General features: G+C 43.4%; 18 protein-coding genes. 14 read left to right on the top strand and 4 right to left on the bottom strand.

Annotated features, from left to right (window positions below; all coding sequences use genetic code 11):
- Nucleotides 1-899: collagen-like protein (locus tag T546_RS25580; RefSeq protein ID WP_034599634.1), on the top strand; the 899-nt coding region annotated here is incomplete at its 5' end.
- 154 nt (nt 900-1053) lie between these two features.
- On the opposite strand, the gene T546_RS0116285 is transcribed toward T546_RS25580, so the two are convergent.
- Nucleotides 1054-1755, bottom strand: a complete 702-nt coding sequence (locus tag T546_RS0116285) for an alpha/beta fold hydrolase (protein WP_026892542.1) — start codon at nt 1753-1755, stop codon at nt 1054-1056.
- Nucleotides 1756-2076: 321 nt separating this feature from the next.
- Here T546_RS0116285 and T546_RS0116280 point away from each other — a divergent pair, with 321 nt between their 5' ends.
- A complete protein-coding gene (locus T546_RS0116280; protein ID WP_026892541.1) occupies nt 2077-2481 on the top strand; it encodes a hypothetical protein in 405 nt (134 codons plus the stop codon).
- Nucleotides 2482-2550: 69 nt separating this feature from the next.
- Here T546_RS0116280 and T546_RS0116275 read toward each other — a convergent pair whose 3' ends face one another.
- The 3 genes from T546_RS0116275 to T546_RS0116265 form a co-directional block, all read right to left on the bottom strand.
- On the bottom strand, nt 2551-3138 hold the full coding sequence (locus T546_RS0116275; protein WP_026892540.1) for a dihydrofolate reductase family protein: 588 nt from the start codon (nt 3136-3138) through the stop codon (nt 2551-2553).
- Nucleotides 3139-3238: 100 nt separating this feature from the next.
- Nucleotides 3239-4603 (bottom strand): serine hydrolase domain-containing protein, encoded by a 1365-nt coding sequence (locus T546_RS23780; RefSeq protein ID WP_051629904.1) that lies wholly within the window; start codon nt 4601-4603, stop codon nt 3239-3241.
- Entirely contained in the window at nt 4563-6839 is a 2277-nt protein-coding gene (locus T546_RS0116265) for an AraC family transcriptional regulator (protein ID WP_026892539.1), read from the bottom strand. The genes T546_RS23780 and T546_RS0116265 overlap by 41 nt, the downstream gene beginning before the upstream one ends.
- Nucleotides 6840-7160: 321 nt before the next feature.
- Here T546_RS0116265 and T546_RS0116260 point away from each other — a divergent pair, with 321 nt between their 5' ends.
- From T546_RS0116260 to T546_RS0116205, 12 genes are all read left to right on the top strand, one after another.
- Entirely contained in the window at nt 7161-8747 is a 1587-nt protein-coding gene (locus T546_RS0116260; protein ID WP_026892538.1) for an extracellular solute-binding protein, read from the top strand.
- A gap of 19 nt (nt 8748-8766) precedes the next feature.
- Nucleotides 8767-9726 (top strand): ABC transporter permease, encoded by a 960-nt coding sequence (locus tag T546_RS0116255; protein WP_051629902.1) that lies wholly within the window; start codon nt 8767-8769, stop codon nt 9724-9726.
- 12 nt (nt 9727-9738) lie between these two features.
- A complete protein-coding gene (locus T546_RS0116250) occupies nt 9739-10575 on the top strand; it encodes a carbohydrate ABC transporter permease (protein ID WP_026892536.1) in 837 nt (278 codons plus the stop codon).
- A gap of 77 nt (nt 10576-10652) precedes the next feature.
- Complete coding sequence (locus T546_RS0116245) at nt 10653-12173, top strand: glycoside hydrolase family 43 protein (protein WP_034599632.1); 1521 nt, start codon at nt 10653-10655, stop codon at nt 12171-12173.
- On the top strand, nt 12136-13911 hold the full coding sequence (locus tag T546_RS23775) for a family 43 glycosylhydrolase (RefSeq protein WP_051629901.1): 1776 nt from the start codon (nt 12136-12138) through the stop codon (nt 13909-13911). Before T546_RS0116245 ends, T546_RS23775 begins: the two co-directional genes overlap by 38 nt.
- A complete protein-coding gene (locus T546_RS0116235; RefSeq protein ID WP_026892534.1) occupies nt 13865-14545 on the top strand; it encodes a rhamnogalacturonan acetylesterase in 681 nt (226 codons plus the stop codon). Before T546_RS23775 ends, T546_RS0116235 begins: the two co-directional genes overlap by 47 nt.
- Nucleotides 14546-15233: 688 nt before the next feature.
- Entirely contained in the window at nt 15234-17192 is a 1959-nt protein-coding gene (locus T546_RS0116230) for a right-handed parallel beta-helix repeat-containing protein (RefSeq protein WP_026892533.1), read from the top strand.
- A 24-nt stretch (nt 17193-17216) separates the two neighbouring features.
- On the top strand, nt 17217-18137 hold the full coding sequence (locus tag T546_RS0116225; RefSeq protein ID WP_024838801.1) for an ABC transporter permease subunit: 921 nt from the start codon (nt 17217-17219) through the stop codon (nt 18135-18137).
- A 19-nt stretch (nt 18138-18156) separates the two neighbouring features.
- Complete coding sequence (locus tag T546_RS0116220; protein WP_026892532.1) at nt 18157-19077, top strand: carbohydrate ABC transporter permease; 921 nt, start codon at nt 18157-18159, stop codon at nt 19075-19077.
- Between the two features lie 53 nt (nt 19078-19130).
- On the top strand, nt 19131-20909 hold the full coding sequence (locus tag T546_RS0116215; protein WP_026892531.1) for a type 2 periplasmic-binding domain-containing protein: 1779 nt from the start codon (nt 19131-19133) through the stop codon (nt 20907-20909).
- Between the two features lie 249 nt (nt 20910-21158).
- A complete protein-coding gene (locus T546_RS0116210; RefSeq protein WP_034599629.1) occupies nt 21159-23018 on the top strand; it encodes a family 43 glycosylhydrolase in 1860 nt (619 codons plus the stop codon).
- Nucleotides 22996-24510 (top strand): GH39 family glycosyl hydrolase, encoded by a 1515-nt coding sequence (locus T546_RS0116205; protein ID WP_026892529.1) that lies wholly within the window; start codon nt 22996-22998, stop codon nt 24508-24510. Before T546_RS0116210 ends, T546_RS0116205 begins: the two co-directional genes overlap by 23 nt.
- The last annotated feature ends 16 nt before the right edge of the window (nt 24511-24526 follow it).

The raw sequence follows: 24526 nt of genomic DNA, 5'->3' as shown, positions 1-24526 counted from the left end.
CGAGTGATACTGGTCCAACTGGTCCAACAGGAGCAACTGGCCCCACGGGAGATACAGGAGCAACTGGTCCAACGGGAGATACCGGCCCCACCGGTCCCACGGGAGATACAGGAGCAACTGGCCCCACGGGAGATACAGGAGCCACCGGCCCCACGGGAGATACAGGAGCGACCGGTCCAACGGGAGATACAGGAGCAACTGGCCCCACGGGAGATACAGGAGCGACCGGCCCAACGGGAGATACAGGAGCGACCGGCCCCACGGGAGATACAGGAGCGACCGGTCCTACGGGAGATACAGGAGCGACCGGCCCCACGGGAGATACAGGAGCGACCGGCCCAACAGGCCCAACTGGCGACACCGGCCCGACTGGTCCAACAGGAGCAACCGGCCCGACTGGCCCGACAGGAGATACCGGCCCAACCGGTCCAACAGGAGATACTGGCCCAACCGGTCCAACAGGAGATACCGGTCCTGTAGCAGCTTTGGCATTTGGTGGTGCATTTAACAATACTGCACAAACAATACCAATCAGCGCTGGAGATACGGAACCTGTTGCTTTATCTAGCTCAATGTTAACAAGCAGGATGGCGCCAAGTACTAATAGTATAACAGTAACTGAATCAGGTAATTATTTTGTAGAATTTATGGTATCGTTATTGTCAACGACAGGAGACTTTGATCTCAATGTTGGCGTTCAGGTTAACGGAGTCTTTACGGAGCCGTCCTTGTTGATAGGTACTACAGTTTCTACAGAAGCTAAGACTATTACTGGTAGTTCAATCGTACCATTGACTAATGGCGATGTGCTGACCCTGGCGGTTAACAGTACCGCAGGAGGAACTGTTGAATTCGGTGCAAACAAGAATGCTCAGATTCAGATTATACAGCTAAATTAAGAAGCCAATGATGAACCTTTCAAACTAGAAACTATATGCTAAGCTTGTATTTTTATAAACGAAATATGTAATATACAAACAATAAAAACCGCCTTGCCCCAATCGACATTACGAGGATTGGGGCTGGCGGTTAATTAGTAAGTGAACGAACCATCTACTCAATAAACTCCTCCACAGCCTTTACCGTTTTCTGTTGTTGTAATTCTCTGCTGATATCCGCCTCCTCATCCCCTTTTTGATTTCCGTAATTGCCAAAGTTGGCATGATTTCCTCCCGTCAAAGGAAGCTGGAGGTCAGATTCTTTGATTTTCTCCTTGCTTAAGACGCCGTCTTTCGTTCCATAGATAGTCAATGCCTTAGATGACGGCACATCCCCATAAACATAAGCTCCAAGCAGAATAAGTCCCTTTAATTTCCCTGGATGCTCAGACATATATTTACTTGCCATGGCCCCACCAAGGGAATGACCTCCGATATACCAGTTTTTAATGTCTGGCAGGGTATCAAAGACTCTGTCTGCGGCAGAGTAATCAAAGAAAGCAAGATGAAATGGCATTTTAACTAAGACGCAGGTAATGCCATTATCTGCAAGCCGGGAGAGAAGGGGATAGTATGCTGACGCCTCCACTTTTCCTCCGGGGTAAAAAATGAGTGCGGAATCAGATTCAGTTCTGGAAGGTATTATAATGAGATCATTTTTAATAAACGCTTTATTATTTATCAAATCCTGATTTAAAGCCTCCACAGCGACAGTGTCAGCTCTATAATAATCAGATACATATAGATAAAACACAATGATAAGCGTTATCGTTAGGGCGGACAGAATGAGGAGAATTGCTTTCCGTTTTTTTTTCATAACAATCAATCCTTTCTCAACAGGTGGTTTTACCATATTCTGATTATAACGTATTTTCATAATAGTAACATAAGTCAAAAAAAGAATCCATGATGTAGTAACTGAGAGACAAAAATATTTTTGCTCAGATCAAATATTTCAGGTAGAAAAAGAACTTAGAAACTGTAAAATTTTAGGAAAAAAACAAGGATTTATATGTTAATTTTATTAATATTATGGTATGATTTTAACAGGAGAAAAGAGGTGTAGGGTTAAGTAAAAAAGTATATTCATTTCGTTTGACAGCACACAAGAAACAGATGGAATATAGGGGTGGGAGATATGACAAATATAGTGGGAATTACAGCGTTTGGAATCATATATATCATCATTATGATTCTATTATTCGTCCTCTTTTTTATTGGGAAAGAATGGGTTATGCTAACGGGATTATTTGGATTTCTGGCCATGGGGCTTATGTTATCCATCACAATTACAAGGTACAATTATGTAAACATGGTGGGCAATAAAAATATGGTGGAGGTAAGCCGAACGGAGGAAATACCGGAGATTACAAAAGTAGGGAATATTTACAGGAGCAATTGGAAGACCGTTCAAATCGTCTACGGCCTGTCTCATGGGGAAGAAGAGTATTACTCCGTTATGAGAAGTAAGAGCGGGCTTTTTATTATTGAAGGGGGCGTACTGCATACAAGAAACATGGCAAATGCAGGCGAGATAGAATAAGACCATTTCCCGGATTACAGATAGAAAAGAAGGAAGTCATCGGACAACGATCCAATGGCTTCCTATTATTTATGACTCTGTTAAGAATTCATTCCCATTCCAATGATAGATTAGTTGTACAACACCAGAGGAGAATTTTCTGATATTAATCATGTTTAAATTCATTCTCTGTTTTATATCAACAAATAATGGTTTTCCTTCTCCCAAAACAACGGGGTGAACAGATAATCTGAATTCATCCACAAGTCCTAAATTTATAAAAGTTGTAATGAGACTTGCTCCTCCATACAGCCAAATGTCTTTACCAGGCTGATTCTTCAATTTGTTTACTTCTTCAAGAATATTTTCATTTATAAATATTGCTTGATTGTTAGTATTTGTCTGAGTTCTGGAAAACACATATTTCTCTTTATTATGAATCAACTTCCATATTTCTTTTTCTTCCTCGGAGTCTTCCTCTTTGGGAAGGTATTGTCCCCATAAATCGTAACTTTTTCTACCATATAAGATAGTGTCAACTTCATTCAGAAAATGAGTGAATCCCATATCAGGGTCCATAATGCACCAATCAACTTCACCATTTTTTCCTTCAATAAAGCCATCTAAAGTAATTGCTAAATCTAAAATGATTCTTCTCTGTTTTGCGTTGTTTGACATAGCTCTTCTTCCTTCTTAATATTAGTCCTTAAAAATTATAATTGAGAAACAATATCTTAGAATGCTGCATATAAGTAATTCTATTTTAAGCCAACGAAACTTAAATAACCATTCCCTCTAAAAATCCCTGAAATTCAGTAAAAAGAGATTCCTCCGCTTTCCTCATAAAGACAGTAATATTCTTTTCTGAGACACTGAGCATTATGTGAATGGAGCCCACACTTTCCCCTACAATCTGTACTGGCAGGTACAAAGTATGGCTGTCAGCCCAGACCGCTTTTACAGCAATCCTTTCGTTATACCCCTGTAAAGTACTTACTTTAAGCTCTGTAAAGGAAAATGGGATAGAAAAGCTGTTCCTAACGCTGGAGAGAATGAGAAGGCCTTCCGACTGGTTAAAAGAGAGAATCAATGTCTCAAATTCCTTCTCATTATCCAGAAGCCGGTAAGAGCTGTTCCATTCCTTTAGAGGGTTATCACTTAACTTTTGTTCTGTCTCATATGGAAGCGTCCCCATATCTGTCTTTATTGATTCCAGTTTTCTCACACGATCCCCAATTATATTCAGTATTGTCTGGTTTCCGCCTTTGATGTTTTGCGTGTCAGCCGTTATAGCAAACACCAGATTCTGTTCCGGGTAGAAAAGGACATACTGTCCACCCAGTCCATACATGGCAAAGCCATCGCGGATGCGCCAAAACTGATAGCCATATCCCAGCTGTTCTTCCAAGGTCTGTCCAAAGTGAAGGGTAGGAACCTGAAGGGAAACCGCTTCCCGAAGGTAATTGGCAAAAACCCCTTGTCCTTTATAAAGGGTATCCATACAAAAACGTCCCAGCTTTATAAGATCGGAGGGAAGAGCCATAAGGCCGGTGCCGCCCATATCTGAGCCAAAAGGATCCTTCATGATATAAGCTTCTTTGGAAAAGCCGATCCCATCCAGACACTTTTCTCTTAAATAGTCTAAGAGGCTATAGCCTGTCAGCTTCTTAACAAGAGCCGCCAGGGTGTGGCTAGCTGAGGTATCGTATAGGAAAATCTGGCCGCTGCGGTGGGAGGGAGGGGTAATAAAAAAGCTTTCTACCCAGTGATTCTCCCGGTTTCTTTTATACGTAGTAGAAGCATGGCAGGTTTCCATGGTCAGCATATGGCGTATAGTCATGTCCAGTAACCAGGGATGGGCACTACCTGATAAGCAGTATTCCGGAAAATAATCGGTGATTTTGTCCTCCAGAGTAATCCTTCCATCATCAAGGAGAAATCCAATGGCAATGGAAGTAAGACTTTTGGTAATGGAGAACATGCGGTGGTAATCTTCTTTTTCATAGGGAGCCTGATATACTTCCTTTATCAGCTGTCCGTTCCAGTCCATAAGAAAGCTGTGAATGGGAAGTCCGCTATTTAAGAGGCTGTTCCATATCTCCTCAGACGTTTTTTTCAGGATGGTTTCCATGTTGTTTTGCATTGACGTTATCCCTCATTTCCTTTGGTGATACACCAAAATTTTTCTTAAATGCACGGCGGAAGGAGGCCGCATTGTTATAGCCGATATACTGGTATAAGGTAGACAGGCCAGCATCGGATTCTGTGATGATCTCCTTTGCTTTCGCCATTCGAAGCCGTTCTAAATAAATGGAGAAATTCTCCGATACCTCTTTTTTAAAGAGATAGCTGAAATAATTTTCTGAAATTCCAAATTCATCGGAAATCTTTGTCAGGCACAGATCCGGATCATGGTAATTGCTGTTGATGTACTCCTGAATACTTAAAATCAGCTCGTTGCCCTCGGAACGGCACACATCGCAAAGCTCCAGGGCAATGGTCTCTAAAATGCTTAAGCTCATTTCCCCTTCAAACTGCTTGTCAATGATATCCAATAGCTGTAGCTTTTCCTGGGGCATCCCTGCCGTAAGAATGTTGTGCCGTTTTTTAAATACCGTTGCCCGCACGTCAGATACCAGCCACCCCTTCTGGGTATAGGATAAGTTTTTCTTTTTTGTGTTTTCATTTCGAATCAGCTTAAACAGCTCCTGAACCTGATCCTTGTTTCCGCTGGAGATAAATCCGCTGAGCTGGACGGAAAGACTTTCCGGATAGTAGTAAACATCATTGGATTGATTGATATCACAGCTTAGGACATATTGGTCCTTGGTGGTGATGGATTTCGTTTCCTTTGCCTGCTGATATGATTTCCAGGTATAGGAAATCATACTGTTTCTGTCTCCAAGGCCTCCCTGAATCCAGATGCCGTATTTTTCCAGAAGCTCATTGTGAAGCTCTATAAAGGTAGCTTTATTCTTTCCTGCAATGGTTTCATAGGGAACTGATCTATCCGAAGAAATAAGAGTGGCGAATACCCGGTCCGAAGGCTTGTAAATATATCCGGTATTCGGATAGTAGCGGGTAAGGGCCTCTCGCACCAGGGTATCATAATTCTGGATCAAAAGCTCCATATCCCTGGAATGAATGTTTCCTGACTCAGAAGGAGACACCTCGGTATAAAGGACATGGTATTTCACCTCTGGCTGTTCTAAGCCAAGCTCATTGATTATGTATTCCTTTTCTTCATTGGTGGTAATGCTTCCCTCCATGATCCGTCTCATATAGGATTCTATGACCATTGGCTTTTGTTTTTCTACAATCTGGTTCAGAGAGGAGGCCACGGATTCCTTCAATACCAGCTCATTGTAAAGCTGGGCTAAATACCGGCTTCCTTTGGATGAGAATATGATAGTAATCACGCCCCCGAAAACAAAAGCGAAAATGGTGATTATAGTAAAGAAGCGCTGGGACGAGGTGATGGAATAATATGCGCTGTCCTCTGGCTGAACCAGATAATACGTCCAGCCATTATAAGAGGAAGAAACGGTTGTAACAAGCATTTCCTGGCGGTTTTCCCTTGAGATCATATGAGCGATCTGGTCTGTATACTCCAGCTTATTCAGGGTCTCATAGGAGTCTGATGGGCTGCCGTCAGATAAAAAGAACATCTGGGATCCATTTTTATTATAGGCGGTTAAGTATCCGTCTCCGTATAAGTTGATACCGGAAAAAAATTCATTGATCAGGTCATAGTCAAACAGATAGCATAAAACGGAGACTGGCTTATTCTCAGAACGAAGGGGATTTAAAAGGGGATAAACGAAAAGATAGTTTTTCGAGTCTCCTTTAAAGTCGGACATGGGAATAAAACGGTTCCATTGCTTTTCGTCTAACAGAGCATTAGAGAAGGCTTCTGGATCTAACCGATATTTTGCATTGTTCATCACAAAAAAACGAAAGTCAGAAAACAAGGTAGAGGAAACCACGTACCTGCTTTTTTCCATAAAAATAAAAGAGTTGCTGATTGGCAGCAGCACCTCCACAGGAGTGATGGCTTTTAAACTTAGCTGGGTCTGGTAGCCCAGATAATAAAAGTCATTGTCTTCCGTTCCGGAAAGGTTTGACAAATTGTTGAAAAAACGGTTGGAGGAGACCTGCTTTACCGCTGCATTCATCAGTTCCATAGAACTGTCAAGCTGTGTGACCGAAGCTGACAGAGTAAGACGGTTTTGCTGATTGATTCCTTTTTTGACCTGTCCGGAGGAATTGTAATACAGTATGATGCCGATGACGAGAATCATTGCCAGAAAGATGGTGTAGGAGAACATTAAGTGATTTTTGTATGGTATGTCCTGAGTCTGCTTGTTGTAAGTTTTCATGAGCACCGTTCCTTTTTCGTATGAGGAAATTATAGTATGAAACAGTCGTAAAAGCAATAAAACCACCCCAATATTTAAAAACTGTACACTGAAAGTAAATAATGTACGTTATAAAATGGGATATTTGATAAGAGAATCAAGAAAAAAATGGATTTCAAGTAAAAGCGATGTGTAAACTGCATAAGAAAAAAAGGATGTAAAACAGCAATAAGATAAAAATGAACAATGAAATGAAAAAGTGTCTGTTGATATCACAGACTTCCAATGATATGATGGCGTAGCGTCGAAGACGTACACAAATAATATATTGGGAGGTTTCAGATGAGAGTAAAGAAAATGCTGGCAGCAGGTATGGCCATGACCATGGCAGCGACCATGGCGTTAAGTGGATGTTCGGCTGGTTCAAAGACGAGCGGCACAGCTGAAAGTGCGGAGTCCAGTTCCGCAACTGGGGAGACAACTGGAAAAAGTGAGGTAAAGAAGCCGGAAAAAATCACGATTATGGTAAACGGTACCGTGACCACAAAAGCAAACAACAGAGATGCTTTCGAGAAAAAGTGGGAAGAATTGACCGGCATTGATTTAGAAATCATTCAGCCAGATCACGATGCTTACTTTGACGTTTTGGGTCAAAGCTTTGCTTCCGGTCCAGAGAACTGGCCAGATGTCATTATCTTAAATGGTAGTTATTATACCGGTTATGCAGAAGAGGGTGCTCTTTGGGATATGACAGAGGCCTGGAATAATTCAGAGTTAAAGGCTTCCGGCCGTGTAAAAGGGGAAGATGTCATTGAAGCCACAAAGCTTAACGGAAAGCTTTATGGATTCCCTAATGCAAGAAGAGGCGGATGTCTTACCTATGTAAAGAAAAAATGGTTAGATAATTGTGGATTAGAAGCACCTACCACTTATGATGAGTACTTAAATATGCTGAAGGCATTTACAGAGGGCGATCCTGATGGAAACGGTGTGAATGGAGATACCTATGGTGTTTCCGCAGCCGGACTGGTTGGGGCAAAAGGCGGAGATCCTTCCTCTAATTACCTTCCTGAATTTTATCAGGATGCACAGCCAAACTTTGCATTGGGCGAAGATGGCGTCTGGTATGACGGCTTTACAAAAGAAAACTTCAAAGGCGCCCTGGAGCGTTTAAGAGATGCTTATTCCAAAGGATATATTGATAAAGAAACTCTGACCAACGGAACCAATGACTGCAGAAATAAGTTCTATGAAGATAAATTTGGAGCATTTACATACTGGGCAGGTACCTGGGCCACCAATTTAAAGAACAATCTGGAAGCCAATGGAAAAGACGGAGAGCTGATTCCGTTAAAGCCGATTAAAGAGGTTGGAACCTATGAAGAAGGAACCGCACCTGTTTGGGCCATTACTTCTGCCTGTGAAAATCCCGAAGGCGTATTTAAATATTTTATTGAAAACATGCTTGACGGCGGTGATATGCAGATGCTCTGGAGCTATGGAGTTGAGGATGTACACTGGTCTACAAAGGCTGAAACTATTCTTGGAAATACCTATGCAGAGGGTGAGTTCCATACAAAGGAAAGCATTGAGAAGCCAGGAACACAGTATACCAAGCAGCACCTTGATCCTACCCTGGCAATTGTGACCTGGGACAATGATCCTGGTAAGAACAATGTAAAAGAAGAGGCAAGAGTATCTCAGGAATTATTTAATGAAAATTCCCATGCGGCTGTTATCATTCCATCTACCGAGGCAATGGCTACTTATAACGGCGATTTAACGACATTAAAGAACTCTATTGTTGCTGATGTGGTGGTTCAGGGCTTATCCATTGATGAGGCTTACAAGCGGTTTGAAAGCGAAGGCGGAGCTGAATGGTCTAAGCTGATCGTAGACTCTCTGAATGAAGCTGGAGCTGCAAAATAGATTTAGGAAGGTTTGGCATATGAATGTAAAGAAGAAAGGGCCTGCAGTGAATTCTGCAGGCGAAAATAAACGGCCGTTGCTGGTTTCGCTTCGGTACTACAAGGGATTTTACTTGATGTTCTTACCGGTGCTGATTTTTGCGATAGTATTTAACTATCTTCCCATGTTTGGTATCCGATATGCTTTTTATTCTTATAAAGGAATTAAGGAGCCTGTATTCGTAGGCCTTCAGCATTTTGAGAAAATGATGAAAATGTCAGGGTTTTGGAATGCTTTTGGCAATACAATTACATTAAGTGTTGTTAAGCTCCTGTTGAATACTTTTACGGCTGTTGCTCTTTCTCTTATGCTCAATGAGCTAAGGTCCGTAACGTTTAAGAAGATAACTCAGACCATTGTATATCTGCCTCATTTTATGTCATGGGTTGTAACTGCCTCTGTATTTACCTTAATACTTTCCCCAACAAGTGCAGGATTAGTCAACTCCGTGTTAGTAAAGCTTGGCATTGTCAATGAAGGGATTTATTTTCTGGCGGATAAGGAATGGTGGCGGGGAATGTTTTATACCATCAACGTGTGGAAAGATACGGGGTGGGGCACCATCATTTTCATAGCGACGCTGTCCGGAATCAATCCAGAGCTTTATGAGGCTGCGTCCATGGATGGTGCAGGCCGCTTTAGCAGGTTGCGCTACATTACTATGCCAGCTCTTTATAACACCATTATAACAGTGCTTATATTAAACCTTGCTAAGGTCATGAATTTATTTGAATCAGTTTTCGTAATGCAAAATGATGCTGTTATTCAAAAATCAGATGTACTCCATACATATATCTATACACAAACATTTAATTCCGGTGCTCTTCCTGATTATGGTTATACGACTGCAGTAGGGCTTACAGCCTCTCTGGTTGGTTGTCTGTTTGTTCTTGTATGTAACAAGGCAAGTCATAAAGTCAGAGGAAGAGGAATTGTTTAGGGGGAGGAAAACGTGAAAAAGAAAGCAACAGCATTTGATTATGCGCTGGTGATAATATTCGTGCTTATAAGCCTTGTCATGATTATCCCTATTTATAAAGTACTGATTGACTCGCTTGATTTAAAAACAGCTTATGGTATGAAGCTGTTTCCTGAAAAATTTGGTTTGGCGGGATACGTTTCCGTATTTACAAACCCAACACTTTACAAACCATTTCTGGTGTCCTGCTTTACGACGATCGTAGGAACCTTTACGGGCCTTACCATTGCAACCCTTGGTGCCTATGTTCTGATTCAGTGGAAGATGCCGGGAAGAACACTTTTTGCCAATATGCTTTTATTTACCATGATTTTTAGTGGTGGTATGATTCCTACCTATCTGGTAATGAAGGCAATTCATATTACGAATACTTTATGGGTAGTTATCCTTATGCCGGCCATTAATGTTTACAATATTGTTCTTATGAGAAACTTTTTTGAAGGAATTCCCTCCAGTCTGTTTGAATCAGCAGAAATTGATGGATGTTCACCTATGGGAGTATTTATTAAAATCGTACTTCCGCTATCAAAAGCAGCATTGACCGCCATTGGCTTAATGTATGCCGTTTCTTATTGGAATGATTATACCCATTATAAGCTTTATATTACGAATGATAATTTATATAACTTCCAAATGAAGCTTAGGTCTGTTATTATGGGAAGTGACCTGCCCCAGGCAATTGGCGGAGCTACGGAGAATACAGTAAAAAATGCTGCGGTCATCGTTGCAATCCTTCCTTTTATGATTATTTATCCGTTCTGCCAAAAGTATTTCATCCAAGGCGTTAATATCGGAGCTGTAAAGGAATAATCCTTACGGCAGAAAAAAGGGGCAGAAGTTTTGCCTCTTTTTCTATGTATAAAACAATAAATTTTGGGGGTAAGGGAATGTATCAGAATCCCATTTTATATGCAGATTATTCTGACCCGGATGTGATTCGGGTGGGAGAAGACTACTATATGGTAGCTTCCTCCTTCACTTATTTACCAGGAGTTCCGCTTCTTCATTCCAGAGATTTGGTCCACTGGGAGATTATTAACTATTGTGTACGGTCACTACCATTTGAAAAGTATAACCGGCCTTCCCATGGCTCCGGAACCTGGGCTCCGTCCATACGTTTTCATGAAGGAACCTTCTATGTGTTTATTCCTCTGCCGGATGAAGGTATTTACGTGGCAACAAGCACGGATCCTTATGGAGAGTTTAAGCTGCACTGCCTGCATGAGGTCAAAGGCTGGATTGATCCCTGTCCCTTCTGGGACGAGGATGGCAGGGCATATATGGTCTTTGCTTATGCGAACAGCCGGTGCGGGATCAAGCACCGCCTGGATCTGGTGGAGATTGATCCCCAGTGTACCAAGGTTCTATCTGAGCCTATGACAATATTTGATGGAGAACAGCTGGCACCGACTACGGAAGGACCAAAGCTTTATCAATATGAGGGATATTATTACATACTGATGCCTTCCGGCGGCGTGGCAACGGGCTGGCAGTCTGTGCTTCGGTCCAAATCCATAAAGGGCCCTTATGAGTACCGGATCGTCATGCATCAGGGAAATACCGATATCAACGGACCTCATCAGGGCGGCTGGGTCACGGCCGTGGATGGGAAGCACTGGTTTTTACATTTCCAGGATGTTCATGAGCTTGGAAGAATCATTCACTTGCAGCCCATGTGCTTTAACAATGGCTGGCCCTTTATAGGAGCCGAGCAAAATGGAGACGGAATTGGAGAACCGGTAAGGAAGTGGCGGCTTCCTGCCATGGGAGAGTCAGAATACAAGATAGCTACCTCTGATGATTTTACCGAAGATCGTCTTGGGCTTCAGTGGCAGTGGCAGGCAAACCCCAAAGATTTCTTTTATTCCGTAAAAGGACATAAGGGCCTCCGCCTTTTCTGCTTGTCCAATGAGACGAGAGATAATCTTTTGTGGTATGCGCCCAACGCCCTTACCCAGATTCCCCAGCACCAGGCATTTTCCATGACGGCTAAGGTGCGGCTCCAGGGACATAAAAAGGGAGATATGGCTGCCATTGGAATAATCGGTCATAAATATGCTTATCTGGGAATGGAAAAGACAGAAAGTGGTCATGCGCTCAGTCTTTATACGGGAACGGTTACGGAGAAAAACTTTGAAGGAAAGGCTGTTGAGACCTTAAGTGTTTCCCTCCCTTACGAGGGAGATACGGTTACTCTAAGGCTGGAGGTGTTTGAATCGAAAATGTACCGGTTTGCCTGGTCCACCGATGGCGTCCGATTCAACTTCCTGGGAGAAAGCCAGCCCCTTACCAGGGCCAGTTGGACAGGTGCTAAGCTTTGCCTCTGGAGCGGGAACAAATTAAACTGCTTATCGGAAGGGTATGGAGAGTATGAATTTATACACATCGAAGACAGAAGCAACAGCTAAGCAGGCGTATGAAGCGGCAAAATCAGGAGATGAATCAAAGGTCCGAAGCCTGATTGATCATTCTTTTAATATTGAGGACTGTGACCAGGAGGGAAACAGTCTCCTTCATTATGCGGTCATGGGAAAGAATGCATCCCTTACGGCTTATCTGGTGGAATATTGCGGAATGGATCCGGCGTGGGCGAATCAGAGTATGGTAACACCTTATGACCTTTCCAAAGGAACACCCATAGAAGAATATTTTAAAACCGTCTGCGGCTTTGGGTTAGAGAATTGCTACCGGAATCCCGTATTAAGGGGAATGCACCCGGACCCCAGCATTCTTAGGGTAGGAGAGGACTACTATATGGTCCATTCCAGCTTCCTCTATTTCCCGGCCCTGCCCATATCCCATTCCAGGGACCTGGTCCACTGGAAGGTCATTGGCTATGGGGTAACGGATTCCAAATGGGCAGAAGAGCATCTGGGAGGTCTGGAAGGTGGAAGAGGATTTTGGGCACCGGATATCAGTTATCACAACGGCCGGTTTTACCTCTGTGCCACCTTAAGGCAGAACGATGATGCCCCATTCATTCAGACCCAGATGGTCACCAGCTCAGAATTTCCCCAGGGCCCTTATGAGACTCCTGTGATTCATGATGTGCTTGGCATTGACCCTTCCATATTTACAGATGACGACGGAAAACGTTATATGCTGTTAAATCGTGGAGCCAGAATCATGGAGATTTCAGAGGATGGGAAAGAAATCTTATCTGAGCCTGTGCTAATCTGGTACGGATATTCGGGCCATGCGCCGGAAGGACCTCACCTAGTTAAAAAGGATGGATATTATTACTGCTTTCTGGCCGAAGGGGGAACTGGGAAAGGTCATATGATTACAGTTTCCAGATCCAGGAATCTATACGGCCCTTATGAACCGTGTCCCTTTAATCCCATTCTGCACCAGAAAGACGCCATGGCTATTATTCAGTGCTGCGGCCATGGAAAGCCGGTGCAGACGGCTGATGGGCGGTGGTTCATCGCATATCTTTGTTCCAGATTTATCGATGGACAGTGGGGAATGTTAGGTAGGGAAACCTGCCTGGATGAGATACAATGGACATCAGACGGCTGGCCTGTGATCAATAAGGGAAAAGGCCCTTCCTATCTGGCAGCCCTGCCTTATCCGGACCAGGGGAAGAATGAAACTTCAGTAAAACAAAAAGAAGCCTGGCTATCGCCCAGGACAAGGGATGATAGCCGTATTCGGGAGGAAGAGGACGGCTCTGTCTGGATTCGGGGAGATGGCATGGACCTTTGGGAAAAAGGGTGCAGAAGCCTGCTTTTGAAATGCCAGCCAGACTTTCAGTTTACCATGGAATTTACCATGGACATTGTGGAGGAGGAGACAGAATTCACCTCCGATGCAGGGGTGACCCTTTATTACGATGAGAATACTTACATCAAATTCGGCATCACAAGGGACATGGTCTTTGTCTCCGAATATGTGAACAATGCTTATGTAAGAACAGAACAAAAGCCCTTCTCCTTCCAGAAATCTGTTACCTTTCGGGTGGAGACGAAGGGACTTCACCGAACCTTTTATTTCAATAACAGCTACCTGTGGCATTGGCCGGATGTAACATCAATCTGTTCCGAGGGACTAGTGAAAGGCAAACGCTTTACAGGGGCGATGTATGGAGTGTACGTAAATGGCAGCAATCTTTTATGCTGGAGACAGCACAGTGAAATTCAATAAAATAGCAACCTACCCGCAGACAGGTATTTCCCAGGCCATGCTCTGGTATCTGAAAGACTCTGTGGACATGAAAAGCTTTGCCCAGAACGGGCGCAGCACAAAGTCATTTCTGGACGAAGGACGGCTTTCTCACATAGAAAGGGAAATGAAACAAGGAGACTTTCTGTTTATCCAATTCGGTCATAACGATGAAAAAGATGACGCAGAGCGGCACACCGATCCAGAGACTACGTTTCCGGAAAACCTCCTTCGTTTTATTGATGCAGCAAGGGACAAAGGAGCTTATCCAGTTTTGATTACCCCCATTGCAAGACGACTTTTTAATAACAAGGGAGACTTCTTGCCAGGAAGTCATGGTGCCTATCCGGATGCGGTAAGGCGGACAGGAAAAAAAGAAGGAGTGCCGGTCATTGACTTAACGGCTATTACGGAGGCGTATCTGGCGTCCGTCGGGGACTTGGCGTCTAAGGCCTATTTTATGTGGCCGGGAGATAATACTCATCTAAAGCCGGAGGGAGCTGTGTTAATGGCAGGATTTCTCTGTCAGGAGCTGAAAAAGCTTGGCTCTCCTTATTCGGCTCTTTTAGAAGACGGAATCCTCGTAGAGGAAAATGAAGGGCTTGATGTATCTTAGAAGAGGAATCTCACGTTTATCGTAGTCCACTAGCGTTTCACAATCCGGGGGAGCAGACCAGATGGGTGTACTGTATGGGAGGAAATTCGAAAAGAGGGAAGCAATGAGGAGATGGTGGCGTTAAAGGGTGAGTTTTATGTGATGGAACGGATGCAGATGGCTTTAAGATAAGAAGATTGGAAAAGATAAGAGTTTTCAGGTTTGCAACAATCAGACCTGGAGACTCTTTTTTGTGTTCTTGAAAGAATAGGGACAAATCAGAAGATGTACCGTGAGGGAATATACCATAAGTTTGCAAGATGAATATACACGGAAGTGCTTATATCTATTTTGCAGAGAGGGGCAATGAGACAAGCCTATGAACTACCATAGTCTAGGGGGTGAAAAACAGCTATAAGGAAGAAAATGGATAATATCATATTCGTTTCTTAAAGAAACTATGATAATAGATGAGAATACATCATAAACACCTGAAGATATGTCGTATATGTCTGAAAATAGTTCATATTGAACTTAGTATATGTCATTGTTTCCTAATGAATATTTTCTTATAATTAATTTATTGGGCATTTTCAACTAAAATATTATTATTTTACACTAAAAATTCAAATAACATACAAAAAATATACAACAAATACAGTTCCGATAGGAATTTTATGAATATCATCAAGTACGAACGGGAGGAAATATGGACCAGGATATGATGTTACCCAACGGCCAAATTTTTGAGTCATGGGAAAAAGAGCAGAACTATAGCAGAGAACTGCACGTGAATAGGAATCACCCAGATGCATCGGATGAAAATGACGGCACTTATGATCACCCATTTAAAACAATAAATGCAGCTGCAAAGCTTGCAACCCCAGGCACCAGGGTACTGATTCATGGGGGCTTATACAGAGAATGTGTTGCACCTGTAAGAGGGGGAAGCGGACCAGATAGGATGATTACATATGAAGCCTTTGGAGACGGAGAGGTAGTAATTAAAGCTTCTTATGAGGCAAAAGACTTTAAGAAAAGTGAAAGCTGGAATATTACCCGGTATTCCCCGGAAGTTAAACAAAGGGAAAACAATGCAAGGGTATGGGAAGTAACACTGGATCCTGATGAATTCCGTGGATATAACCCATTTTGCGCGGTCAATATCCTTCATGACCGGTTATTTATCGAATATGACAAAACAGATATGACGACTTATTTAAACCGCAGGGGCATGGTGTTTTGTGATGGAAAGCCGTTACAGCAGGTGGCACTGTACCCTCAGCTTGGAGACCAGGCCGGAACCTATTGGGTGGAGGCAAACGGGCAGACGGTGCATTTCAGACTGAAAGACGATGATGAGCCCTGGAATCATACCATAGAGCTAACAAACAGAGAACAGTGCTTTGCTCCCAAGGTTCCGTTCTTATCTTATATTAAAGTTAAGGGGATCACATGCGCCCATGCTGCCACCGGAGCACCGGTACCCCAGAGGGGTTCCCTCTCCTGTTATCGAGGGCACCACTGGATCATTGAGGATTGTACCATAGACTGGGCCAATGGGGTAGGAATTGATATTGGAAATGAATGCTGGCATCATACTCTCAAAGAGGGTCAGGTAATTGGTGAAACAATCATCCGTGGGTGTAAGATTTTTGACGCAGGAGTATGTGCAATTGCAGGACTCTTCGCCAAACATCTTTTGATTGAAGACAATCTCATACAGGGAACTGGGTGGCAGAAGATGGAGCTGTCCTGGGAAGCGGGTGGAATCAAGGTCCACGACTGCACAAACAGCCTCATCCGCCGTAATATCTTTAAAGGTACCATACGGGCGGATCATCTTTGGATGGATATGAGCAATGAAAATAACCGGATTACAAGGAATCTCTTTTTAGATGGAATCAACCAGAGAGAAGCAATCTTTATTGAGTGCAGCCGTGATGATGTGAATCTCATTGATAATAACATCTTCTGGAATGTGGAGGGGCGTTTTGACCCGGCAGACATACCAAAAGAGCCTGGCTCCTCTGGCTGGTACAAGATGGAAGAGAACAGTGTGGTAAATGGATATGCGGTATACGGAGAAGGAACCGACCATCTGCATATTGTAAATAATTTCATCGGAAAATGCAAAAGTGCCGGCTACTATGCAAAAACCGTGGCGTTTCGAATCACCTGGGACACGAGAGGCGGAACAGCGAGGGACGCCAGAATCTATAATAACGTATTTTATGACTGCAAAGAGGCTGCCATTAAAATGCCCACAGAGCACAATGAATCAGAAGGAAACTTGTATTTAAACATGCCAGGAGGCTATTTAAGAATTCTCTATCCAGCTCCTGCGGTATGTCTTGATTTACAGGCCTGGAAGGAATTTTACGGATTTGATCAGGAAGGACAGGAAGGCCGATTTGATATTTCAGTGGATACGGAGCATTTTACCATGGAGATTAAAAAATCTCCAATAAATTCATCGTTTTCTCCCCTTCATCCGGAAGGAAACAGATTCATCCGCAGCACAGAGGATATCAGTAAGGTATCGGTAAAATCCATGGTAACCAGTGATTTCTTCGGCATGAAGACTTTGAAGGAGAGAAGGCTTCCAGGTCCATTTTTCACATTGCCGGAAAATCAGGTGATATCCATAGATCCCCGAATGTATTAAGGGTTACTAGAAAGGAGAATGAGAATGAATCTGTTTCAAAATAAAAGAAAGTTAAGATCAATCAAGGAATTTCTTTATATTCTCCCATTTATTTTACTGGTCGGAGTATTTTGCTACTATCCGCTGTACGGCTGGATGTATGCGTTCTTTGATTACAGGCCGCCTCAGCCATTGACATCAAGTAATTTTGTAGGTTTAAAATGGTTTCAATCCTTAGTAGCAAATCCTGTAAAAACAAAGCAGATTGTAAGTGTTATGGTAAATACTCTGGTCATGAGCGGAATCACCGTAGGAACCTCCTGGCTTCCTATGTTTTTCGCTGTGTTCTTAAATGAAATCAAGTGTGTTCCATTTCGGAAGACCGTTCAGACCGTAACCACCATTCCTAACTTCATCAGCTGGGTACTGGTGTATTCTGTGGCATTTAATATATTTAATAATACAGGCGTGGTAAATCATGTGCTGGTGGCTTGGGGAATCTTAGATGCGCCGGTTCAGTTTCTCCAGAAGTCAGATCACGTATGGATTACCCAGTGGCTGTGGCTGACGTGGAAAAACCTGGGGTGGGCTGCCATTATGTATATTGCGGCCATTACAGGAATCGATGAGCAGATGTTTGAGGCTGCCAAGGTCGACGGAGCCACCAGAATGCAGAGGATTCGGTATATTACCATTCCAAGCATCCTGCCAACGTATTTTGTATTATTGATGCTCGCCATTGCCAGCTTTTTATCCAACGGTATGGAGCAGTATTATGTATTCCAGAATGCATTTAACAAAGAGCACATTCAGGTTCTGGATCTTTATGTATTTAACCTGGCAATGGGAAGCGGAAGCTATTCCGTTGCAACCGCACTTAGTATTTTAAAAAGTATCATCAGCCTGGTTCTTCTTACCGCAGCGAACGGGATTTCAAAGCTGGTAAGAGGCGAGAGCTTTTTATAAGGCAGAGAGGGGAAAGACTATGGAAAGCGTCAAAAAAAGAAAACGTCAAAAGCAAAGCTTTGGAGATGCGCTCATCAGCGTGGTGATTTATATCTTTTACGCTGCATTTGCCTTTATCTGCGTGTATCCCTTTTACTATATTTTCATTAATACCATCAGCAACAATGATTTAAGCCAGAAGGGGCTGATTATTTTTCTTCCCCATGGGATTCATTTTGAAAATTATATCAAAGCGATTAAGATCCCTGGGCTATTAAATGCTGCTATTATTTCCATTAGCAGAACCGTGATCGGTACTTTGCTTACCACCATCTCAACGGCATTTATGGGATATATGTTTACAAGAGAAAGCTTGTGGCACAGGAAATTCTGGTATCGGTTCGTCATTGTGACCATGTATTTCAATGCAGGAATTATCCCCTGGTTTTTGACCATGCGTAACCTTCATCTGACCAATAATTTCTGGGGATATATTCTTCCTACCATTGTATCTCCGTTTTATATCATCCTGGCTAAGACCTTTGTGGAATCCATTCCAAAAGAGCTGCAGCAGGCAGCAGAGATTGATGGGGCAGGAACCCTTACCATGTTTTACCGGGTGATTCTTCCGGTCATTAAGCCCATTCTGGCAACCGTAGCCATATTTGCTGCAGTGGCACAGTGGAATGCGTTTCAGGATACCCTGCTTTTGATGACGGATAACAAGCTGTACAGCTTACAGTTTATCTTATATCAGTACATCAATCAGGCCAGTTCTCTAAAGCAGCTTGTCAATTCTTCCAGCGGCGCAGCCGTAGCTCAAAGCGTGGCAACGGTACAGACAGCCACTTCCATACGAATGACAGTGACCATTATTGTAGTGGCACCTATTTTGCTTATATACCCCATTTTCCAGCGGTATTTTGTAAGGGGTATTATGATTGGAGCGGTAAAAGGTTAAATATGGGAGTAGTAGCCCTTTTTATAACTTATCAAAGAATGGAGGATTGATTTATGAAAAAAAGAAGATTTTTTTCATCGATGCTGGCTGTGGTCTGCGTACTTTCTCTCGTGTTATCCGGATGCTCCGGATCCAAGAAAGCAGGCTCCACTGAGACTGGCACCAAAGATTCCGGCGGAGCAGGCACGACAGGAGCTGCAACGTCAGAAATTGACCACACGAATACCCTTACTCTGGAGGTCTATGATGTTGCTGCTAATTACCAGGGGGTACAAAGCGGCTGGTTTGGAAAGGTAATAAAGGATAAGTTCAACCTGGAGTTAAATATCATTGCGCCCCAGGCATCGGGAGACGGAGAAGCACTTTATCAGACCCGTTCCGCATCCGGAAAGCTTGGAGATATTATCCTTTTGGACAATTCACCACTTCAGGATTGCATTAAAGCTGGTTTGATCGCAGATATCTCCAGTGATGTACAAAACAGCAAGAATTTAAGCCAGTATTACGAGCAGTATAAAACATTTAATGAAGGTCTGGAAGGCAACAGTGAAGGCAAGATCTACGGTATGCCCTGCCAGATTACCAATACTTCCCCAACCACGTATTCCGATGATACGCTGTATATCAGTCCACTGCTCCCATGGGATTACTATACAGAAATCGGTGCTCCGGAGATGAAGAATACCGATGATCTGTTAAATGTGTTAGAGCAGATTCAAAAGGCACATCCAAAGAACAGCAAGGGAGATGCCAACTACGCTATTTCCTTATGGAGAGACTGGGATAAGGGGGGAACCCAGATTACCATGGAGAATGCCGCCCAGCTGACCAAAATGTATGGCTACGAAGTAAATGGTGCTGTTATGGTAGGTAACACCGGTGATATGAAAGAGGTCACCGAAGATGATGGTGCCTATTATAAGATGCTCCACTTCTTCTTCCAGGCAAATCAAAAAGGTCTTATTGACCCGGATTCCGGGACACAGAACTGGGATAATGCATGTAATAAGATGAAGAACAAACAGGTGCTGTTATTCTGGTATAACTGGCAGAGAGGCTTCTGGAACACCCCGGATCGTGCTCAGGAGAAAAATGCCTATATCTATGCACCGGTCAAGGATATGAACTTCTTCCAGCCATCCGATCCTTACTTTGGTGACGGAAGAGCCTTTGCTCTTGGAAGCCATATGGAAGGCAATGACAGGGCAAGAGCCATTGAATTTATGGATTGGTTAATCAGTCCCGAAGGACTTCAGTATATCCATCACGGAATTCCTGATTGGAGTTATACGAAAGGTGATGATGGAAAGTATACCCTGACCGAAAACGGTCTCTATGGACTCATGGAAAATCGTACCGTACCAGAGGAATGGGGCGGCGGCGGATTCGACGATGGAAACTGTAAGATCAATCAGTGGCCAATGGCAAGCGTATCCATTAATCCTAACACAAAAGAACCGTATAATAACAATTACTGGCACTCCTATCTGGAAGCCAACAAGACGACCATGACCAACGAATGGAGTGAAAAGTACGGTGCGGTCAATCAGGTGGCTTATCTGGAAGGAACAGGACAATTAAAGCCGGTGCCTAATGTAAACATCATCCTCCCAAGTGATACTACAGATGTGGCACTGATCCGCAGCCAGTGTGCAACCTTAATCTGTGATACCTCCTGGAGAATGGTATATGCAAAGAGCGAGGAAGAATTTAAGAGCATGTGGGCTGATATGAAGACTCAGCTTGATGGATTTGACTGGGCACAATTGGTGGAATTTGATAAAGCCAAATTCCAGAAAGTCATTGATGCCAGAGCATCCGTTCAGAAATAAATGAGTTCACCTTTCCGGTGAATCCAGGAAAAACAGGGGTCCCAGGTAGGAGTTTCATTCGTCTGCCTGGGACTTTTTTCTACCCTTATCAGGGATATTAGAATACGTCAATGAATCGGTAAGATACGTCATTGTAAGAGGTAGTACCATATTTTATAATTTATTTATACGTGTAACTAATTGATGTAAGCCACTTTCCATTGTCTGTGAAGCGGCCCGCCATAAAGAAACAGGGATAAAGGAGATATGATGAAGCTATCTGAAATGAACCAGGATTCCTATTATTTACTTTGTTATACCAGATTACCAGTGGATGAAACAACCTATGCCCCAAAGCTTGCCTACAGCATGCATCTTGCATGGAGCGCAAACAAGGCCGATTTCCAGCCGTTTAATCACAATTCCGGAGTATTATTTGCCAAAGCCACGGATAATTCCGATGGTACTTTAAATGCAAAAAGTTTGAAAAAACCATATCTTTTTTATTTAAAAGATGGAAGCTTTGGTGTCCTTGCCATACGGACAGAAGCAGATGGAAGTGAGGATGAAAGCTGCAAGGGCAGTGTGCTTTTCTTTACATCAAAAGACCTTCTCCACTATAAAGAGGAGGGGCTGATTGATTTAAAAGGAGACACCTTTGTTACTGATATTGCCTGTCATTATGATATGTCTCAGATGAAATACATCATCCGCTTTAGAGATGATGAGGGAGCTTACTATCAGAACAAAACAAGTGATTTAAGTTCCCTGGCGGAATGTTCAAAACCAAAGAAAACGGAACCTTTCACCCTGGAGGAAGTGACCGCTGACATCCAGGGAATCGTGCCCCGGAATGTAATTTCTATTTCAAAAGAGACCGCACGCAGGCTGGCAGGAAAGCTTCTTGTCCCTGAAAATGACAGGATTGAAGTTCCAGCGGAGTGCCAGGCTTCTTGTGAGGAGGATTTAAAGAAGGTAAAAGCAACCGCTTATTATACGGACGGAACAACCACAAGTAAAAATATTGACTGGGATACTTCTTACATAGACTGGAATGTAGCAGGGACGTACCCAATCACAGGAAGGGTCCATCAGGATCATTTTGAAAATCCCATTGCCATACACCGTGCGGATCCCTGTATTGGGAGATGGAACGGGAAGTATTACTTTATTGCTACCAATGATGCGGATAATAACCATTCTCTCTTTATCCGGGAAGCGGATAATATCCCTGACCTGGTTCAGGCAGAAGAAATAAAAATCCTGGATACCACCATGTATGAACACTTAGGTAACCTTCTATGGGCACCGGAATTTCACATCGTAAGGGGAGAACTTTATATCTTCCATGCAGGAACTCCTGGGGAATTTGTTAAGGAGCAATCCCATGTAATGAAGCTTAAAAAGGGCGGAAATCCGGTCAAAGCAGAGGACTGGGAAATGCCTGTAAGGGTTTTAAAAAAGGATGGAAGCTATTTATACGAGGACGGAATCACCCTTGACATGACCTGTTTTGAACTGGGCGAAGATGTGTTTGTAGTCTGGGCTCAAAGGCAGTTCACTCCAGTGGACCAAGGCTCCTGGCTCTATATCGCAAAGGTGTCACCAGAAGAACCATGGAAGCTCATTACGGACCCAGTCCTTTTATCAAAGCCGGATTATGGCTGGGCAAACAATCATGTATTTGTGGATGAAGGGCCTTTCACCTTAATGACCAATAAGAAAATCTTTCTTACCTTTGCCAGTGCATTGATTGATGAGACATATACCGTAGGGCTTTTAAGTGCGGATTTGGGAGCGGATTTAATGAATCCTGCTAGCTGGATAAAAGAAAATTATCCTATTTTGACCTCCAGAAGTGTACCGGGAGAATACGGTCCTGGTCACAATTCCTATGTTACGGATGAAGATGGCATCGTATGGAATGCGTACCATGCACGGTTTGGAATCGGAGAGCCTAGAAGCTCCGGAATCCGACGAGTTCATTTTGACATAGACGGATATCCGGTCCTGGATTTGACGGAAGATAAGGATTTAAACAAAGAACTGGCAACCGTTCACACCACAGTATGTGTTCCCGAACGAGACCTTGCCGGGAAGGAGATTTATGAAGCAGCCGTTACCGTATAAAGTCAGTCTTAAGGACAATGCTCCCTTTACCAATAACGCCCTGTTCTGCGTGGGGACCGGAAGGATGAATCTTGCCTTAAGAAAAGAGTACCACGATCAGCTTATGAAGGTTCAGGATGAGATACATTTTTCCTACATCCGGGGACACGGTTTATTATGTGATGATATGGCTGTTTATCACACCTACGAAGAAGACGGGGAAGTGAAGACGGAATATAACTTTACATATATTGATCTGGTTTTTGATGATTATCTTTCTATGGGCTTAAAGCCCTTTGTGGAATTAGGATTTATGCCGGAAGCCTTGGCATCGGGAAGGCAGACCATATTTTACTGGAAGGGAAATGTGACACCGCCTGCGGATTATAACAAATGGGCGGACTTAATTACGGCGCTGGTCAGCCATTTCTTTGACCGGTATGGCAGAGAAGAAGTGGTTACCTGGCCGTTTGAGGTGTGGAATGAGCCAAATCTGCCTGGCTTCTGGAAGGACGCCAGCATGGATGAATATTTTCGTCTGTATGAAGTGACGGCAAAGGCATTGAAGGAATGTGATACCCGTTTACGGGTAGGCGGTCCTGCCATCTGTGGTGTGGATGATAAGAGATGGCTGACCTGCTTCTTAGAGCATTGCAGGAAACATAAGGTGCCTCTGGATTTTGTAACAAGGCACGCATATGCCACGGATTCACCAGAATCAGATGGTCATTATGAGTACCAGAAGCTTAGGAAACCAGAAGATTTCATGGAGGAACTAAGGGAAAGCCGCCGGATCATAGACAGTTTTTCAGAGTACAAAGGTATGGAGATGCATATTACAGAGTTCAATACCTCTTATACACCACGTAATCCCATCCATGATACCAACTTAAATGCGGCTTACACAGCCCGTCTTTTAAGTGAGATGGGGGATGTCTGTGCCTCCTATTCCTATTGGACCTTTGGTGATGTGTTTGAAGAAACAGGAGTTGCCTACACGCCATTTTCCGGCTGCTTTGGACTGTTAGCCAATGGATCGATTCCAAAGCCGACCTATTGGACCTTTGTCTTCTTTAAGCATCTAAAGGAAAACGCCATTGCAAGAAGCGAGCATTTTGTATTGACCAGGGACAATGATAACAATATTTATGGAGTTGCCTGGAATCCCGTAGAAGAGATGGAGGATAAGGAATTAGCCCTTACATTCTCTCTGGATCTTACCCACGGGGACTATATAATCGTCACAAAAATGGTGGATGAAAGCACCTGCAATCCTTTGAGGGCATGGACCAATATGGGGACCCCGGCATATCTTAACAAAGAGCAATCAGAGTTGCTCTTAGATTGTGCCAGACCCCAGACAAACGTGAAGCAGTTTCGGGTGATGGACGATGCTGCGCAAATAGAGATTCCTTTATCAGCCAATGCAGTATGTTATTTTGAGATCCAACGGATTTACCCGAAAGCGGACAGAGGTTTTCGGCCGGAGCGTATCAGGGGGGCAATGTCATGATGGAATGATCATGGAA

Origin of the sequence: [Clostridium] aerotolerans DSM 5434 (assembly GCF_000687555.1) — a bacterium.
Taxonomy (GTDB): Bacteria; Bacillota; Clostridia; order Lachnospirales; family Lachnospiraceae; genus Lacrimispora; species Lacrimispora aerotolerans.
Note: the sequence above shows the minus strand (reverse complement) of the source record. Positions and strands in the feature narration are given on the sequence as shown.